This is a genomic window from Vibrio sp. 10N.286.48.F5, assembly GCF_041469785.1.
GTDB lineage: Bacteria > Pseudomonadota > Gammaproteobacteria > Enterobacterales > Vibrionaceae > Vibrio > Vibrio crassostreae_C.
Genome location: NZ_JBFRLG010000001.1, coordinates 178,659 through 194,802 on the forward strand (window position 1 = coordinate 178,659; position 16,144 = coordinate 194,802).

General features: G+C 44.4%; 14 protein-coding genes and 2 tRNA genes. 12 read left to right on the forward strand and 4 right to left on the reverse strand.

Features of this window, described 5'->3' with window-relative positions; genetic code table 11:
* A complete protein-coding gene (locus AB4185_RS00855; RefSeq protein ID WP_065584911.1) occupies nucleotides 1–1,290 on the reverse strand; it encodes a peptidoglycan DD-metalloendopeptidase family protein in 1,290 nt (429 codons plus the stop codon).
* Between the two features lie 129 nt (nucleotides 1,291–1,419).
* Here AB4185_RS00855 and tyrS point away from each other — a divergent pair, with 129 nt between their 5' ends.
* Complete coding sequence (tyrS, locus tag AB4185_RS00860; RefSeq protein WP_017059402.1) at nucleotides 1,420–2,607, forward strand: tyrosine--tRNA ligase; 1,188 nt, start codon at nucleotides 1,420–1,422, stop codon at nucleotides 2,605–2,607.
* A gap of 381 nt (nucleotides 2,608–2,988) precedes the next feature.
* Nucleotides 2,989–3,834 carry a magnesium transporter gene (locus AB4185_RS00865; RefSeq protein ID WP_102331940.1) on the forward strand — a complete coding sequence of 282 codons (846 nt, stop codon included), beginning with the start codon at nucleotides 2,989–2,991 and terminating at the stop codon, nucleotides 3,832–3,834.
* A 125-nt stretch (nucleotides 3,835–3,959) separates the two neighbouring features.
* Here the strand turns inward: AB4185_RS00865 and dacB are convergent, their stop codons facing one another.
* The gene (gene dacB / locus AB4185_RS00870) at nucleotides 3,960–5,393 is read right to left on the reverse strand and encodes a serine-type D-Ala-D-Ala carboxypeptidase (protein WP_372134676.1); all 1,434 of its coding nucleotides are present in this window, start codon (nucleotides 5,391–5,393) and stop codon (nucleotides 3,960–3,962) included.
* 111 nt (nucleotides 5,394–5,504) lie between these two features.
* On the reverse strand, nucleotides 5,505–6,542 hold the full coding sequence (locus AB4185_RS00875) for a porin (RefSeq protein ID WP_017079992.1): 1,038 nt from the start codon (nucleotides 6,540–6,542) through the stop codon (nucleotides 5,505–5,507).
* A gap of 513 nt (nucleotides 6,543–7,055) precedes the next feature.
* Here AB4185_RS00875 and greA point away from each other — a divergent pair.
* Nucleotides 7,056–7,529, forward strand: coding sequence for a transcription elongation factor GreA (greA, locus tag AB4185_RS00880; RefSeq protein ID WP_017059397.1), 474 nt, complete (start codon nucleotides 7,056–7,058; stop codon nucleotides 7,527–7,529).
* A gap of 125 nt (nucleotides 7,530–7,654) precedes the next feature.
* Here the strand turns inward: greA and yhbY are convergent, their stop codons facing one another.
* Nucleotides 7,655–7,951: a ribosome assembly RNA-binding protein YhbY gene (gene yhbY / locus AB4185_RS00885; protein WP_004738252.1), complete on the reverse strand. Its 297-nt coding sequence runs from the start codon at nucleotides 7,949–7,951 to the stop codon at nucleotides 7,655–7,657.
* Nucleotides 7,952–8,065: 114 nt separating this feature from the next.
* Here yhbY and rlmE point away from each other — a divergent pair, with 114 nt between their 5' ends.
* From rlmE to nusA, 9 genes are all read left to right on the forward strand, one after another.
* On the forward strand, nucleotides 8,066–8,695 hold the full coding sequence (gene rlmE / locus AB4185_RS00890; protein WP_017059396.1) for a 23S rRNA (uridine(2552)-2'-O)-methyltransferase RlmE: 630 nt from the start codon (nucleotides 8,066–8,068) through the stop codon (nucleotides 8,693–8,695).
* Nucleotides 8,696–8,802: 107 nt separating this feature from the next.
* Nucleotides 8,803–10,770, forward strand: coding sequence for an ATP-dependent zinc metalloprotease FtsH (ftsH, locus tag AB4185_RS00895; RefSeq protein WP_017068905.1), 1,968 nt, complete (start codon nucleotides 8,803–8,805; stop codon nucleotides 10,768–10,770).
* 88 nt (nucleotides 10,771–10,858) lie between these two features.
* On the forward strand, nucleotides 10,859–11,689 hold the full coding sequence (gene folP / locus AB4185_RS00900; RefSeq protein ID WP_102393175.1) for a dihydropteroate synthase: 831 nt from the start codon (nucleotides 10,859–10,861) through the stop codon (nucleotides 11,687–11,689).
* A 21-nt stretch (nucleotides 11,690–11,710) separates the two neighbouring features.
* Nucleotides 11,711–13,051, forward strand: a complete 1,341-nt coding sequence (gene glmM, locus AB4185_RS00905) for a phosphoglucosamine mutase (RefSeq protein WP_017059393.1) — start codon at nucleotides 11,711–11,713, stop codon at nucleotides 13,049–13,051.
* Nucleotides 13,052–13,345: 294 nt separating this feature from the next.
* Nucleotides 13,346–13,678: a preprotein translocase subunit SecG gene (gene secG, locus AB4185_RS00910; RefSeq protein WP_017059392.1), complete on the forward strand. Its 333-nt coding sequence runs from the start codon at nucleotides 13,346–13,348 to the stop codon at nucleotides 13,676–13,678.
* 16 nt (nucleotides 13,679–13,694) lie between these two features.
* Nucleotides 13,695–13,779, forward strand: a tRNA-Leu gene (locus AB4185_RS00915).
* A gap of 53 nt (nucleotides 13,780–13,832) precedes the next feature.
* Nucleotides 13,833–13,909 (forward strand) — tRNA-Met (locus tag AB4185_RS00920).
* A 234-nt stretch (nucleotides 13,910–14,143) separates the two neighbouring features.
* Entirely contained in the window at nucleotides 14,144–14,599 is a 456-nt protein-coding gene (gene rimP / locus AB4185_RS00925) for a ribosome maturation factor RimP (protein WP_004738265.1), read from the forward strand.
* A 35-nt stretch (nucleotides 14,600–14,634) separates the two neighbouring features.
* On the forward strand, nucleotides 14,635–16,122 hold the full coding sequence (gene nusA, locus AB4185_RS00930; RefSeq protein ID WP_017059230.1) for a transcription termination factor NusA: 1,488 nt from the start codon (nucleotides 14,635–14,637) through the stop codon (nucleotides 16,120–16,122).
* The last annotated feature ends 22 nt before the right edge of the window (nucleotides 16,123–16,144 follow it).

Below are 16,144 nucleotides of genomic sequence, written 5' to 3' on the forward strand. Positions count from 1 at the left end.
CTAGTTAGTCGCTAGTAACTGACCGTATCGCTCAAGGTTTCTTAATCGAATCTCTGAGTTGGCAATAAAGGTTGCTTTTGCTTTACCAGTTAACGACTTGGATTGAGGCAATTTCACGGTACGCGCATTTTTATGTACGCCATTAACCAAGAATTCATAATGTAAGTGCGGGCCAGTCACACGGCCTGTACCGCCCAAAGTACCAATGGTTTGGCCTTGTTTTACGCGCTGACCGGTTTTCACCATACGTCGCTTCATGTGCAGGTACTTGGTGATGTAGGTGTTGCTGTGGCGGATGAACACGTAGTTACCATTGAATTGGTTGTAACCTGACTTCTGAACAATACCGTCACCGGCTGCCCAGATAGGCGTGCCAACAGGGGCTGCGTAGTCAGTACCGCGGTGAGCTCGAATCTTACCGGTTACTGGGTGTCTCCTGGTAGGGTTAAAGTTCGATGTTACGCGACGAAAATCAATTGGTGAGCGCAAGAACGCCTTCTTCATCGCACGACCATTTTCATCGAAGTAGTTGCCGCTTTTATCATCCAATACCGCGGTAAACGAATCGCCTTGGTTTTTGAACACGGCTGCCATGATCTTACCGCGACCAACTACTTCACCTTCAACCACTTTCTCTTGGTATAAGATTTTGAAGCTGTCGTTCTTACGAATATCTAACGCAAAGTCGATATCCCAACCGAAGATGCCGGCCAGTTCCATAATTTGGTTTGCGGTTAAACCTGCGCTGACGCCAGCGTTCCAGAAGTTAGAGGTGATGTTGGCTTCGGCATAATTGTATTGGTATACCACTTCTTTTTTGTCGAAACTTGATGAGAAAGAATCGCCAGATTTAGTGATCTTGAAGCTTTCAAACGCACTAAGTTGTCGTTTTAACTGAATAAGGTCGTTGTTTTCATCAAAGCCGAACTGCAAGACATCACCAGGTCTGAGGTTAGACAGCTGCTTCTTAATATCATTATTGGTATTGAGTAGCGTGATCAGCAGACGGTATGAGAGGCCAATACGTTCAAATAAAACAGAGGTGCTTTCGCCAGAGCGAACGGTGTATTTCTCCCAATTGAGCACTGCCGTCGGTGGAGCGTCACTTGAGCTAATAAGTGCAGAGGCATTGATAGTCAGTGGGTAATGTTTTCCCACAACTAAAGCGCCCGAATCGTCACGCAAACTGTTGACGTCGGGGAGTAAGAAAATCGCGACGAAAATTATGGCACTAAAAAATGCGATAAAAGCCCGGTGCAAAATAGGAAGGCGTGCAAAAATAGACAACATGTTCCGGTTCGTTCTGTAAATATTATGAAAATCGACGACGGAATAGTGTAACTGGTTTCAAAATACATCGCTATTCAAGTAAGATGTCTAATTAATGTATTTTTGCCAAATCTGTGGGAGTGAACAAGAATGGCGAGTATTGAAGCTGCACTAGCCGAGATCAAACGTGGCGTAGAAGAACTGATTCCAGAAGACGAACTGATTGCAAAACTAAAAGAAGGTCGTCCTTTACGCATTAAGCTGGGTGCCGATCCAACAGCTCCAGATATCCACCTAGGCCATACGGTTATCTTTAACAAGCTTCGTGCTTTCCAAGAGCTTGGTCATGAAGTGACATTCCTTATCGGTGATTTCACTGCAATGGTTGGTGACCCATCAGGTAAAAACTCAACACGTCCACCGCTAAGCCGCGAAGACGTATTGAAGAATGCTGAAACTTACAAAGAGCAAGTATTCAAGATTCTAGATCCTGCGAAGACGCAAATTCGTTTCAACTCTGAATGGCTATCTGAGCTTGGCGCTGAAGGCATGATTCGTCTTGCTTCTAACCAAACTGTTGCTCGTATGCTTGAGCGTGATGACTTCAAAAAGCGTTACGCTGGTGGTCAACCGATCGCAATCCACGAATTCATGTACCCACTTCTACAAGGTCACGACTCTGTTGCACTAGAGAGCGACGTTGAGCTTGGCGGTACTGACCAGAAGTTTAACCTTCTAATGGGTCGTGAACTGCAAAAAGCAGCAGGTCAAAAACCACAAGCGGTACTAATGATGCCACTACTTGTTGGTCTAGACGGTGTTAAGAAGATGTCTAAGTCTGCGCATAACTACATCGGTATTAGCGAAGCACCAAGCGAGATGTTTGGTAAGATCATGTCTATCTCTGACGATCTAATGTGGAGCTACTACGAGCTGCTGTCTTTCCGTCCTCTTGAAGAAGTTGCGGAACTGAAAGCTGGCGTTGATGCAGGTAAGAACCCGCGTGACGTTAAAGTGCTTCTTGCTAAAGAGATCATCGCTCGTTTCCACAGTGAAGCAGATGCTGAAGCCGCTGAGCAAGAGTTCGTTAACCGTTTTGCTAAGAACCAAGTTCCTGATGAAATGCCGGAGTTTGAATTCGAAGCAGGCCTGCCAATTGCGAACGTTCTAAAAGAAGCGGGTCTTGTAAACTCGACTTCTGATGCGATGCGTATGATCAAGCAAGGCGCTGCTAAGCTTGAAGGCGAGAAGATTGAAGACAGCAAATTCGTGCCTGAAGCAGGTACTGCCGTTTACCAAGTAGGTAAGCGTAAGTTTGCTCGTATTACTATTAAGTAATAATGCACATCAATAATTGAACCAAAGGCATCCACGGATGCCTTTTTTATTGACTTAAAATTGACGAAACTTTGAAACGCCTATTGCTACACTATGCGCGCTGTCAAATTGACAGTAATTCTGGAGATTTTTATGAACAATACCGACCATCCTCCTAGTTTGAATGGAGAAGAATAACCTGTCTCGGTATTGATCTATTGTCCTGCCGTTCAGGTAGGGTATCTTTGTTTCCCCCCGCATTCTTTTCCACACACTAGATTCTAACAAGTAGACACATCAGTAGCTTTCAGCTCTTGGTGCGCTTAGCTGTACGCTCTTGGTGTATTAGCTATAGGCTATTTGTTTTGATGGTCGTTACCTTTGCCAATCGGGAGATTCGCCATGACGGTAATGAACAACACTTTTTTATCTATTGAAGCTCTGTACTCAGAGCAAGACATCCAAGCTGTATCGAATGCATTTCAACAGTACGGACGTGAACAACAAATTAATCTTTTGAATCGAATGCCGCTCGAAGATGCGGTGCTAGTGCTGGGGCAATGCTCTTTGAGTACGATTCAGACTTTACTTAGTGAGCTAGAAGAGCAGGGCTTTGAGAAGCGCTCTCGACATCTAGCTCACCAACTAGGGCTGATCTACTCTGAGGTAGAACCTCAACAGGGTTACCTTTCGACTGGCGTCATGAGCCACGTCAGGCAGCGTATCGGTTGGATTATTTCGTTAGCACTATTGGGAATCGTCTCAGGGCTTATCATTGCTCAGTATGAAGACATTCTCAGTCAGTTGGTACTTTTGGCAATCTACATGCCGGTAATTGCTGCTGCTGGTGGTAACACCGGAACACAAGCAGCGACTTTGGTGATCCGAGCCTTAGCCACAGGTGAGTTGAAAAAACGCCAATGGGCTAACGTTCTATGGAAAGAGTTTAGAGTTGCTATTTGTTTAGCTTTAGCGATTGCTGTAGTGATGATTGGACGTATTTTGCTCTTTAGTGAAAACCAAGCGACAGGTGGTTATGATATCAACATGATTGCGTTAGCTATTGCGGTAGCGCTGTTTATTCAGGTGACCATATCAACCGTGCTGGGTGGCGGATTGCCGATAGTTGCTAGGCTATTTAAGCTTGATCCAGCGGTGTTAGTGAGCCCAGTGCTTGCTTCCATAGTTGATATCTCAGGAATGTGGATCTACTTCACTGTGGTTAACTCATTCCTCGGTATCGCTTAGCTCCTATAAAAATAGGCACCTATAAAAATAGCTAAATACATCTGAGAAATAAAAATGGCGCTGCAGATTGAAGGTCTTCAGCGCCATTTTTATTATTAAACTAGAAGCTTACACAAAGCTAAGCATTACTTAGATTTGCTTTGTGGTTGACTGAACTCGACCACATCTTTGTAGAAAGCACGTTCAAACTGGGTGATTGGTGCTTCCACTGGTTTGTCTGGATCTTGTTCTTCAGGGAAGTAATCACGGACAAATTGCACAAACAGAGAGTTTGGTTTTCCCGCTTTATCCAATCCGTATCCCGCCATGTTGTAACTGCCGTATAGAGAACCACTTTTGGCGATAATGTTGCCTTGAATCGGTGCTTTTCTCATGCTTTGACGGTATTTGAGCGTTCCATCAGTGCCAGATCTAGGCATAGCCTCAATCAGGTTGAGCTGTTGATCGTTTTCCCAGATATAACGAAGCACTTGAGCCATGGTCTGTGACCTCATTCGGTTGTTTCTGGATAACCCTGAACCATCGACGAGCTGCGCTTTACTGAGGTCAATATTAGCCTTGGTCAGCAGTATCTGCTTTATCGCTTCAGTACCGTTATTGAAGCTACCCGGTTGAACATAAAATGTCGCTCCTAGCGTTTTAGTTAGATTATCTGCGATAAGGTTATCCGACTTCTTGAGCATGATATCGAGCAGTTCAGGAAGCTTTTCTGAGTTGTGACTAGCGACTAACGTGGTTTTGTCTGCTTTCGCTTTTTTACCAATAATCACATCACCTTTTACTTCTATTTTCAGTTCTTTGAGAAGCGATGTCACGACTTGATAGGTGTAAAGTTCTGGATTTTGAATGGCGAACTTAAGTGGCAGTGGCTTTTTGCGCTCAACCAAGCAACCAGAGAGCTTGTAAGCGTTATCTGGTGTGGTGATGAGTTCCAAGTCGCATTGTGTCGCCTTCTGCCCAGAGCGAGTTACCGTGGCAGCGGTGGTCGTCACGTCTATCGGATAGTGAGCGGGAATATAAACGCGAGTGCTGCCATTACCTTTTGTATAAATAGAGGCTTGTGCGCAGTTGCTGTCTAAGGTCATTGCACTAGAAGGCGCGCTGTAACAAACCCCTAGAATGTCCCAAGGCCACCCCACAGCTCGCTGATAGCCCGTAAAAGTCGAGTTATCTAGGTATAAGTTGCCCTTGATGGTTCTGGATTGAGATTTTGCGTATTGAGCCAAAAGGCTTTTAAGCTGTTCTCGTTGTAGGGTCGGGTCGCCACTAAATGAAATGATTGAGTCATTCCCAGAACGGGCAATGCTGGTCGTGTAGTGAAAGTCACCCCCTAGCTCCAACTTAGCCGCTAAAGCTGTCACCAGCTTTAAAGTACTGGCGGGCGGGTAGAAGCCATCACTGTTGGAATTCATTTTGTTTGAATCGCCTCTCAGGGATTCCAAAATTACACTTGTGCTGCTGCCATCAGGCAATTTATCTAGAGGGGGGTAAGCGAAAGCGTTAACTGAGAAAGCGCTAATGGAAAAACTACATACAAGTAGTGTGGGTAGAAGGCGCATAGAAGATTTCTTGGATGGCTGATGTTTTTAGTATACAGATATAAAAAACGCCCGCTAGATAGCGAGCGTTTTGATTCTCAATTAACTAATTAATCAATTAGATAATCAGAATTAGAAGTCGTAACGTAGACCTAGAGCTAGCTCATCTTCAGCATCTGCTTTTGATGCAGGGCCGTTAAGAAGGCCAACTGAACCTAACTTGTCACCTTCAGAGATAAGGTTGAAGTTGTACGAGATGTACGTACGGAAGTTAGGCTTGAAGTAGTAAGTCGCATCGATAGCAACGTTGTCAGCTGAAGTTTCACCGTCAGTTTCTGCGTTGTTGTACGTTAGAGTGAATGCAGTTTTATCTAGCGTGTACGCAGTTGCGAATTCGTAACCAGTGTAATCGCCGTTTTTGTCTGCTAATTCACCGTCAGTGAATGTACCAGCAAAGTATAGAGCTTCAGTGCGGAAAGATGCCGCTAGCATGTACTCGTTTTGCTCGTCTTGATCAGCGTAACCTGCACCTAGCTTAAAGCCAGAATCGCCGATTGCGTAGATACCAGATAGAGAGTAGCCGTCTGCGTCGTTGTCAACGAACTCACCAGCAGCGTTTTCTGAACGGTCAGCAAAACGGTAGCTTGCTTTAACGCCTAGGTCTTGGAATTGACCTTTGTATGAAACCATGTTGTCTGAACGGTCAGCTGCTGCAATTTTGTATGCCGCTGAGTTACCGTGGTAAGACATGATATCGGTAAAGTCAGTGATAACGCCTAGCGCACCGTCGTTTTTACCGTAAGTTACTTCACCGAATGTACCGCCGATACCAGCGTATGTGTAACGGTTAGTGATGTCGCCGTCGTTGTTATCAGTAGAGCCGCCGTTTTCAGCAGTTGTGAATTCGCCTTCGTAGAAACCAACACCGTATAGGCCGTCTTGGATTTCAACTTTACCTAAGAAGTTAAGACGTACACGTGTTTTGTCTTCAGCTTTGCCATCTTTTAGAGATAGACGAGCTTCAGCACGACCACCGATCTCTAGAGAAGTGCCGTTAGAGCTGTATACAGAAGTGCCGTCGATACCACCAGCTTGTTTACCGTCCGCTGCTACTGCGTTAGTAGCAAGAGCTGCAGCAGATACAGCAAGCGCGATCATAGTCTTGTTCATGTTATTATTTCCTAATTACTGTCCATAGAAGTTTTATCAAGGATTTGAACCCTTTTGTGTATTGCCTGTATTAATCAGGCTTCATAACCATGATTAGAACAGAAGTCTGAAAAATGCCAGTGCAATCCATGGGTTACTTTTTACCTCTAAAGTTCCATAGTCAGTTAGTAAAATGATATAAAACTAAAAAATGAACACTGTTTTATTATATCTCTTGTTGATTAAGTGTTTGTTTTAAAGTGATTTTTATAAAAGTGTGATCTGTGTTTATTTTGTTTGTTTTTTGTTTTTTTAGGTATTTAATTCTCAACTTATTGATGGGGAGGTTATTATTCATTTTTGTGATGTCTGTAATTTAGACCTAGATAAAGCTTTTATAACGCAAAGTGGAATAAAGGTGATTTAGCCATAAAGTTTGTTTACACTAAGCCAAATCGTTTTGTTTCTATCACCCAATAAATACGTTGGGTGTATTTATGTTGGCCAAAGAAAGCTTTGGCATAGAGGTAAAAAATGGAAAAGGTTCCAATGACAGTACGTGGCGCTCAGCAGCTACGTGACGAATTAGATCGCCTACTTAAGCTACGCCCTGTTATCTCAGCAGCTATTGGTGAAGCACGTGAACTAGGTGACTTAAAAGAGAATGCTGAATACCACGCCGCTCGTGAAGAGCAGGGTATTTGTGAAGCTCAGATCCGTGATATTGAATATAAGCTATCACTGGCTCAGATCATCGATGTAACGCAAATGGATAATACGGGCAAGATTATCTTTGGTACGACAGTGACACTGATTGATGTGGATACCGATGATGAGTTCCGCTACCAAATCGTTTCAGAAGACGAAGCAGACATCAAAACGGGTCGCATTTCTGTGAAATCGCCAATTGCTCGCGGTCTTATCGGTAAAATGGAAGGCGACGAAGTCATGATCTCTACCCCTGGTGGTGACAAAGACTTCGAAATCGACAAAGTAGAATATATCTAATTGAATTTTCTTTGTTTCTGATAAGTAAAAAGGTCGCTAAATGCGACCTTTTTCGTTTCTCACGCTACACTAAAAGATAAGCGCTGTGGCTTCCTATTAGTGAAGTTAGCTTATATCAAACTCGCTTATTTACGTGGAATCTCGATTTTACGTGCTTCTGACTGGCGGAACAGTACTAGAACTTTACCGATAGTCTGTACTTTCTCAGCTTTAGTTTCACGTACAATTGCATCGATAATCAGTTGCTTAGTCTCACGGTCTTCTGATGCAACTTTAATCTTGATCAGTTCGTGGTGGTCTAGAGCTAATTCGATTTCCGCTAGAACAGCTTCAGTAAGTCCATTTGCGCCCATTAGCACAACAGGTTTTAAACTGTGAGCTAGGCCCTTTAGATGCTGCTTTTGTTTGGTACTTAGGTTCATTACGCGGCCAATTTTCTTTACTATTAGGGTTGAAAAAACCTATTTTAACGCCATCTAAAGCTGAAGACTATAATTTATTCAGCAATTAGTACTTTCCTCCAATTTAGGTATCCAATGAGCAAACAGAAACACTCGGCCAGTTCAGGCCGTTGGTTGAAGGAACACTTCGACGACAAGTACGCAAATGAAGCAAGAAAGAAAGGCTATCGTTCACGTGCTTATTTCAAAATGGAAGAGATTCAAACGAAAGATAAATTGCTGTCTCCTGGGATGACCATTGTGGATTTGGGTGCAGCACCTGGCGGTTGGTCTCAATATGCTGCTAAGATTGTTGGAGACAACGGACAAATCATTGCGTGTGACTTGTTACCAATGGATCCGATTGCTGGTGTTAGCTTTTTACAAGGCGATTTCCGCGAAGAAGCTGTGCTAGATGCCTTGTTGGAACGTATACAACCAAACATGGTTGATGTCGTGATGTCAGATATGGCACCTAATATAGCAGGCAACAATTCTGTGGATCAGCCAAGAGCTATGTATTTAGTTGAATTAGCTTTGGATATGTGTCGACAAGTTCTAGCTACCAATGGTAGTTTTGTTGTAAAAGTATTCCAAGGCGAAGGGTTTGACCAATACGTTAAGGACGTCCGCGAGATGTTTAAAACAGTAAAAGTTAGAAAACCCGACTCTTCTCGAGCTCGATCTCGTGAAGTGTTTATCGTAGCCACTGGTTACAAAGGTTAACGATTCTCTTCCAAGAGTGAGAGTTAACAACATGGCTACAGGTTACAAACTGTAGTACCCTACCTTTAATTACAATTAGTTATCGAGAGGCTTACACCTTGAGTGACATGGCAAAAAATTTAATTCTGTGGCTTGTTATCGCGGTAGTGTTGATGTCGGTATTCCAGAGCTTCGGCCCTGGGGAAAGTAACGGCAGAGCAGTAGATTACACCACGTTTGTACAGGAAGTTGGCCAAGGCCAGATTCAAGACGCACAGTTCAATAACAGCGAAATCACTTTCACACGTCGTGGTGGTGGTTCTAAGTATGTAACTTACATGCCTGTTTATGATCAAAAGCTACTTGATGACTTAATTAATCAAAACGTAAAAGTTCAGGGTACACCACCTGAAGAGCAGAGCCTGCTTGGCACTATCTTCATCTCATGGTTCCCAATGATCTTACTGATTGGTGTATGGATTTTCTTCATGCGTCAAATGCAAGGCGGCGGCGGCGGTAAAGGCGCGATGTCTTTCGGTAAGAGTAAAGCTCGAATGATGAGCGAAGAACAAATCAAAACCATGTTTGCTGATGTTGCTGGTTGTGACGAAGCAAAAGAAGACGTGAAAGAGCTTGTGGACTACCTTCGTGACCCAAGCCGCTTCCAAAAGCTAGGTGGTAAGATCCCGACAGGTATCCTGTTGGTTGGTCCTCCTGGTACGGGTAAAACATTGCTTGCAAAAGCGATTGCCGGTGAAGCGAAAGTACCGTTCTTTACTATCTCTGGTTCTGACTTCGTTGAAATGTTTGTTGGTGTTGGTGCATCTCGTGTGCGTGACATGTTCGAACAAGCGAAGAAAGCGGCACCTTGTATCATCTTTATCGATGAAATTGATGCTGTAGGTCGTCAACGTGGCGCTGGTGTTGGTGGTGGTCACGATGAACGTGAACAAACACTGAACCAAATGTTGGTTGAGATGGATGGTTTCGAAGGTAACGAAGGTATTATCGTTATCGCTGCGACTAACCGTCCAGACGTACTAGACCCTGCATTACTTCGTCCTGGTCGTTTTGACCGTCAAGTTGTGGTTGGTCTACCGGATGTACGTGGTCGTGAACAGATTCTTAAAGTACACATGCGTAAAGTGCCACTATCAGGTGATGTTGAACCGTCGCTGATCGCTCGTGGTACTCCAGGCTTCTCTGGTGCAGATCTTGCGAACCTTGTGAACGAAGCGGCGCTATTTGCTGCTCGTGGTAACAAGCGCAATGTATCTATGGTTGAGTTTGAACTTGCGAAAGACAAAATTATGATGGGTGCAGAGCGCCGTTCAATGGTTATGTCTGAAGAAGTGAAAGAGTCAACGGCTTACCACGAAGCGGGTCACGCAATTGTTGGTCGTTTGGTACCTGAACACGATCCAGTGTACAAGGTGTCAATCATTCCACGTGGTCGTGCGCTTGGTGTAACCATGTACTTGCCAGAGCAAGATCGTGTGAGCATGTCTCGCCAACATCTAGAGTCTATGATTTCTAGCCTGTACGGTGGTCGTCTTGCTGAAGAACTTATTTACGGTAAAGACAAAGTGTCAACTGGTGCGTCTAACGATATCGAACGTGCAACTGATATTGCTCGTAAGATGGTTACGCAGTGGGGCTTCTCTGAGAAATTGGGTCCTCTTCTTTACGCAGAAGAAGAAGGTGAAGTTTTCCTAGGTCGCGGCATGAGCCAAGCTAAGCACGTTTCTGATGACACGACTAAGCTTATCGATGAAGAGATTCGTATCCTTATCGACCGTAACTACGATAGAGCTAAGAAGATTCTTGAAGATAACATGGATATCATGCATTCGATGAAAGACGCTCTAATGAAGTTCGAAACGATCGATGCAGGTCAAATTGATGACTTGATGGAGCGTAAGCAAGAGATTCGTGATCCAGCTGGTTGGGGTGATCAGGTAAAAGCTGAACCTACAAAGGAAGAAGCAAAACCTGAAGCTAAGGCAGAAGAAGCTAAAGCGGAACCAAAAGCTGAAGAGTCGAAAGTTGAAGAAGTTAAATCTGAAACAGATGATGCTCAAAACAAAGATTCTTAATTGCTAAGCTTTAAATTAAAACCCTGAGTACGCTCAGGGTTTTTCTGTTTCTAGCCCTAGATGTTTTTACCTTTAAGACCCACCTTCCATGATATTAAAAGCACATAATAAAACGCTCGTTTTAGACCGCCCACATGTGATGGGTATCCTCAATGTTACGCCTGACTCTTTCTCTGATGGCGGAAAATTCAATTCATTAGATAATGCTTTACTGCAAGCAGAGCGAATGATTCAAGCTGGTGTTAGCATTATTGACATTGGTGGTGAATCAACTCGCCCGGGAGCGCCTGACGTTCCTTTAGAAGAAGAGCTCGCTCGCGTTATTCCTGCCATTAAAGCAATTCGCGCTAAGTTTGATGTGTGGATCTCCATTGATACCAGTAAAGCTGAAGTGATGCGCCAAGCCGTTGAAGCGGGGGCTGATTTGATCAATGATGTGCGCGCACTGCAAGAGCCCGGAGCTTTAGAAGCGGCCGCCGATGCTAATGTGCCCGTTTGCCTGATGCACATGAAAGGTCAGCCAAGAACCATGCAAGCTAACCCTAATTACGATGATGTCCTAATGGATGTTGAAGCGTTCTTAAAAGAAAGGGTGGAGGCTTGTGAGGCTGTTGGTATATCAAAAGATCAGCTGATTCTGGATCCTGGTTTTGGTTTTGGTAAAACCATTGAGCATAATTACCACCTATTAGCGCACCTTGAAAAGTTTCATTCGTTAGGCTTACCTGTTTTAGCGGGGATGTCGAGAAAATCGATGATCTTTAAATTGCTAGACAAGGTTCCGGCCGACTGCATGGTCGCAAGCGTCACTTGCGCGACGATTGCCGCGATGAAAGGCGCACAAATTATTCGCGTTCATGATGTCGAGGAGACACTGGAAGCGATGAAAATAATCGAAGTGATGAACAACAATCACTAAATATAATTAAGGAAAATCACTATGTCTGATAAAAGACGTTATTTCGGCACAGATGGTGTGCGTGGCAAAGTAGGCCAGTACCCGATTACACCTGATTTTGTTCTGAAGCTTGGCTGGGCTGCGGGTCGTGTTCTTGCGAAGCAAGGCACAAAGAAAGTCATCATTGGTAAAGATACTCGTATCTCTGGTTACATGCTTGAGTCAGCGCTAGAAGCTGGCCTTGCTGCTGCTGGTCTTCAGGCTACGTTTACTGGCCCAATGCCAACACCTGCTGTGGCTTACCTAACTCAAACCTTCCGCGCTGAAGCCGGTATTGTTATCTCTGCATCACACAACCCATACTACGATAACGGTATCAAGTTCTTCTCTTCTGAGGGAACAAAACTGCCGGACGATATCGAGTTGGCAATTGAAGCAGAGTTGGATAAAGACATCGAATGTGTTGATTCTTCAGAGCTAGGTAAAGCAGTACGTTTGAACGATGCGGCTGGCCGTTACATCGAGTTCTGTAAAAGTACGTTCCCACATAAAATGACATTAGCTGGCATGAAGATCGTTATCGATTGTGCACATGGTGCGACTTACCACATTGCGCCTGCTGTATTTAAAGAACTGGGTGCTGAGGTCGTTGCGATTGGTGTTGAGCCAAACGGTACTAACATCAACCACGAAGTCGGTGCGACGGATGTACGTGCTCTGCAAGCAAAAGTGCTTGAAGAAAAAGCGGCATTAGGTCTTGGCTTTGATGGTGATGGTGACCGTATCATCATGGTTGACGAGCTAGGCAACAAAGTTGATGGCGACCAAATCGCTTACATTATTGCTCGTGATGCACTGCGTCGCGGTGAGTTGAAAGGCGGCGTTGTTGGTACACTAATGACCAACCTGGGTATGGAAAACGGCCTTAAGCAGTTAGGTATTCCGTTTGTACGTGCTGCTGTTGGTGACCGTTACGTAATGGAACAGCTTCTTGCTAAAGGCTGGAAGATCGGCGCTGAAAACTCGGGGCACGTTATCCTACTAGATAAAGTGACGACGGGTGATGCTATCGTTGCTGCTCTGCAAGTTTTGGCTTCAGTTGTTGATAGCGAAATGACACTGAATGAGTTGTCTCAGGGCATGACGTTGTACCCTCAAGTTCTAGAAAACGTTCGTTTCAGCGGAGATTCAAACCCACTAGAAGCCGAAGCGGTAAAAGCAGCGGTTGTTGAAGTAGAAGCAGAGCTTGGCGAGAAAGGCCGTGTACTATTACGCAAGTCTGGTACCGAGCCACTACTGCGTGTCATGGTTGAAGGCGAAGATGCAGAGCTTGTTCAAGCATCAGCGCTTAAGATTGCAGATGCAGTAAAAGCAAACTGCTAATTTAACCTTTTACTTAGCTGGAGCAGCGAATAGCGCTTGTGATTAGAAGTGGTTGACTTATATCACGGTCAAAAGATATAACGGTCAAAAGAGACATAAATGAGTTTTGTGTCGCTTTTGACCTTTTTTTAACCACTCACTTGGTAAAGGCTTATTTTTTAGCAAATTCTCCTTGTCAGCCATCGTCGCATTCGCTAGTATTGCTCGGCCTTCAGTTAGGAGGTCGCTAGCCTTGTTCTTAAAAATAGTTTTTTGAACGGCGCTGGCTCAACAATTAGGAACATAGGTGGAAAAATGTTTACAGTTCTACTTGTGATTTACCTGTTGGCAGCGCTTGGTGTAATTGGCCTAGTGTTGATTCAACAAGGTAAAGGCGCAGATATGGGAGCCTCTTTCGGTGCTGGCGCTTCAAACACTGTGTTTGGTGCTGGTGGCTCAGGAAATTTCCTTACCCGAATGACTGCAATTTTTGCAACTACATTTTTTATCCTTAGCTTAGTGCTTGGTAATATGTCTACACATAAAACTGAGTCACAATGGATTGACCCGACCCAAGGTCAGGTGATTCAACAAGCTGATGATGCAGTGAGTGAAGTTCCGGCGCAAGGCGACGAAATTCCACAATAATCTGTAAAGATTTGATGCCGAGATGGTGAAATTGGTAGACACGCTAGCATGAGGTGCTAGTGCCTTAGGGTGTGAGGGTTCGAGTCCCTCTCTCGGCACCATGTTTACAAACTTGTAAAACATCTTGTTGGGCGTATAATGCTCGCAAGTCGGACGCGGGATGGAGCAGTTTGGTAGCTCGTCGGGCTCATAACCCGAAGGTCGTCGGTTCAAATCCGGCTCCCGCAACCAATTTCAATGCTATTATATAGCTTGTATTGGTAGCAAGTTTGCACAGTGTGAACCTCACTGTGAGTTAGGTGCGATATCGAATGTGATGGCACTTAACATATAAGGGTCCAGCAACAAAAACCCCGGCTTATACGGGGTTTTTTGTTATCTAAGCATTTGTAAATGTATTTAGATAATGTTTGCTTGGAATTTAAATTGGGCTTTGAGCCCTTTTTTTGTTTCTGGAGTGGTTAAATGACTGGTTTAGAAAGACAACTTACTGAAATGCTTGACGCTCCAGTAGCAGCATCAGGTTATGAGTTAGTTGGATTAGAATTTATTCGTGCTGGTGAGCACTCAACGCTACGTATTTACATCGATTCACCAAACGGTATCAATGTAGATGATTGCGCTGAAGTTAGCCACCAAGTAAGTGCCGTAATGGACGTTGAAGATCCAATTTCAGTGGCTTATAACCTTGAAGTGTCTTCACCAGGTTTAGAGAGACCACTGTTCAAAGCAGAGCATTACCAACAATTTATTGGTCACGAGGTAAGCATCGTTTTGAAAATGGCTGTCGGCAACCGTCGTAAATGGAAAGGTGATATCCAATCTATCGAAGGCGAGACAGTGAAAGTATTGGTTGAAGGACAAGAAGAAGAATTCGTCCTGAGCAATATTGCGAAAGCTAACCTGATCCCTAAATTTTAGTTCTCCTAGAGAGAAGAGCTTAAGAGGCTAGATTAATGAACAAAGAAATTTTGGCGGTAGTAGAAGCTGTTTCAAATGAGAAAGCAGTTCCTCGTGAGCGTATTTTTGAAGCGCTTGAAATCGCGCTTGCAACGGCAACAAAAAAGAAAAGCGAACTAGAAATTGAAGTTCGTGTTGAAATTGACCGTAAAACGGGTGATTTCGAAACTTTCCGTCGTTGGGAAGCTGTTGAGGAAGTTGAATTCCCAACAAAAGAAATCTCTATTGAAGCTGCAAAGTACGATGACCCAGAGATCGAACTTGGCGGTTTCATTGAAGATGATATCGAATCAGTAACGTTTGACCGTATTACGACTCAAACGGCTAAGCAAGTTATCGTACAGAAAGTACGTGAAGCTGAACGCGCTCAAATCGTTGAGCAGTTCATCGATAACGAAGGCGAGCTAGTAACTGGCGCAGTTAAGAAAGTTAACCGTGACACTATTATTCTAGACCTAGGTAACAACGCTGAAGCGGTAATCCTTCGTGATGACCAACTTCCTCGTGAAAACTTCCGTCCAGGTGACCGTGTTCGTGGTCTTCTTTACGCAGTTAAACCAGAAGCTCGTGGTTTCCAGCTTTTCGTTACTCGTTCGAAGCCAGAAATGCTAGCTGAACTATTCCGTGTTGAAGTGCCTGAGATTGGTGAAGAGCTAATTGAACTTAAAGGTGCTGCACGTGACGCTGGTTCTCGTGCTAAAATCGCTGTGAAAACAAACGACAAACGTATTGACCCAGTTGGTGCGTGTGTTGGTATGCGTGGCGCACGTGTACAAGCTGTTTCTAACGATCTTGGTGGTGAACGTATCGATATCGTTCTTTGGGATGATAACCCGGCTCAATTCGTAATCAACGCAATGGCTCCTGCTGATGTTGCTTCAATCATCGTTGATGAAGACGCACACTCTATGGATATCGCTGTTGAAGCGGATAACCTAGCACAAGCGATTGGCCGTAGCGGTCAAAACGTACGTCTAGCGTCTCAACTTACTGGTTGGGAACTGAACGTAATGACTGTTGCTGATCTTGAGAAGAAGCACCAAGAAGAAGCAGTTGCCTCTATTGAAAACTTCATGAAGCACCTAGACATTGAAGAAGACTTTGCTCAAATGCTTGTTGAAGAAGGCTTCTCTACGCTTGAAGAAGTAGCATACGTTCCTGTGAACGAGCTTCTTGAAGTAGACGGTCTAGACGAAGGTATCGTTGAAGAACTACGTAACCGCGCAAAAGACGCACTGACTACTCTAGCGCTAGCGAAAGAAGAAACTTTCGACGGTGTTGAGCCTGCTGAAGACTTACTTGCACTTGAAGGTCTTGAGCGTGAAATGGCTTACAAGCTAGCAGCAAAAGGCGTTGCGACACTGGAAGACCTAGCTGACCAAGGCGTTGATGAACTAGAAGGCATCGAAGACCTAACTGCAGAGCGTGCAGGCGAGCTAATTATGGCTGCGCGTAACATCTGTTGGTTCGGCGACGAAGAATAATTCAGCAAGGAGAGAAAGCGGT

Coding starts and splice junctions, on each gene's coding strand:
- AB4185_RS00855 (WP_065584911.1), bottom strand. CDS start 1,290: ATGTTGTCTATTTTTGCACGCCTTCCTATTTTGCACCGGGCTTTTATC.
- tyrS (WP_017059402.1), top strand. CDS start 1,420: ATGGCGAGTATTGAAGCTGCACTAGCCGAGATCAAACGTGGCGTAGAA.
- AB4185_RS00865 (WP_102331940.1), top strand. CDS start 2,989: ATGACGGTAATGAACAACACTTTTTTATCTATTGAAGCTCTGTACTCA.
- dacB (WP_372134676.1), bottom strand. CDS start 5,393: ATGCGCCTTCTACCCACACTACTTGTATGTAGTTTTTCCATTAGCGCT.
- AB4185_RS00875 (WP_017079992.1), bottom strand. CDS start 6,542: ATGAACAAGACTATGATCGCGCTTGCTGTATCTGCTGCAGCTCTTGCT.
- greA (WP_017059397.1), top strand. CDS start 7,056: ATGGAAAAGGTTCCAATGACAGTACGTGGCGCTCAGCAGCTACGTGAC.
- yhbY (WP_004738252.1), bottom strand. CDS start 7,951: ATGAACCTAAGTACCAAACAAAAGCAGCATCTAAAGGGCCTAGCTCAC.
- rlmE (WP_017059396.1), top strand. CDS start 8,066: ATGAGCAAACAGAAACACTCGGCCAGTTCAGGCCGTTGGTTGAAGGAA.
- ftsH (WP_017068905.1), top strand. CDS start 8,803: ATGGCAAAAAATTTAATTCTGTGGCTTGTTATCGCGGTAGTGTTGATG.
- folP (WP_102393175.1), top strand. CDS start 10,859: ATGATATTAAAAGCACATAATAAAACGCTCGTTTTAGACCGCCCACAT.
- glmM (WP_017059393.1), top strand. CDS start 11,711: ATGTCTGATAAAAGACGTTATTTCGGCACAGATGGTGTGCGTGGCAAA.
- secG (WP_017059392.1), top strand. CDS start 13,346: ATGTTTACAGTTCTACTTGTGATTTACCTGTTGGCAGCGCTTGGTGTA.
- rimP (WP_004738265.1), top strand. CDS start 14,144: ATGACTGGTTTAGAAAGACAACTTACTGAAATGCTTGACGCTCCAGTA.
- nusA (WP_017059230.1), top strand. CDS start 14,635: ATGAACAAAGAAATTTTGGCGGTAGTAGAAGCTGTTTCAAATGAGAAA.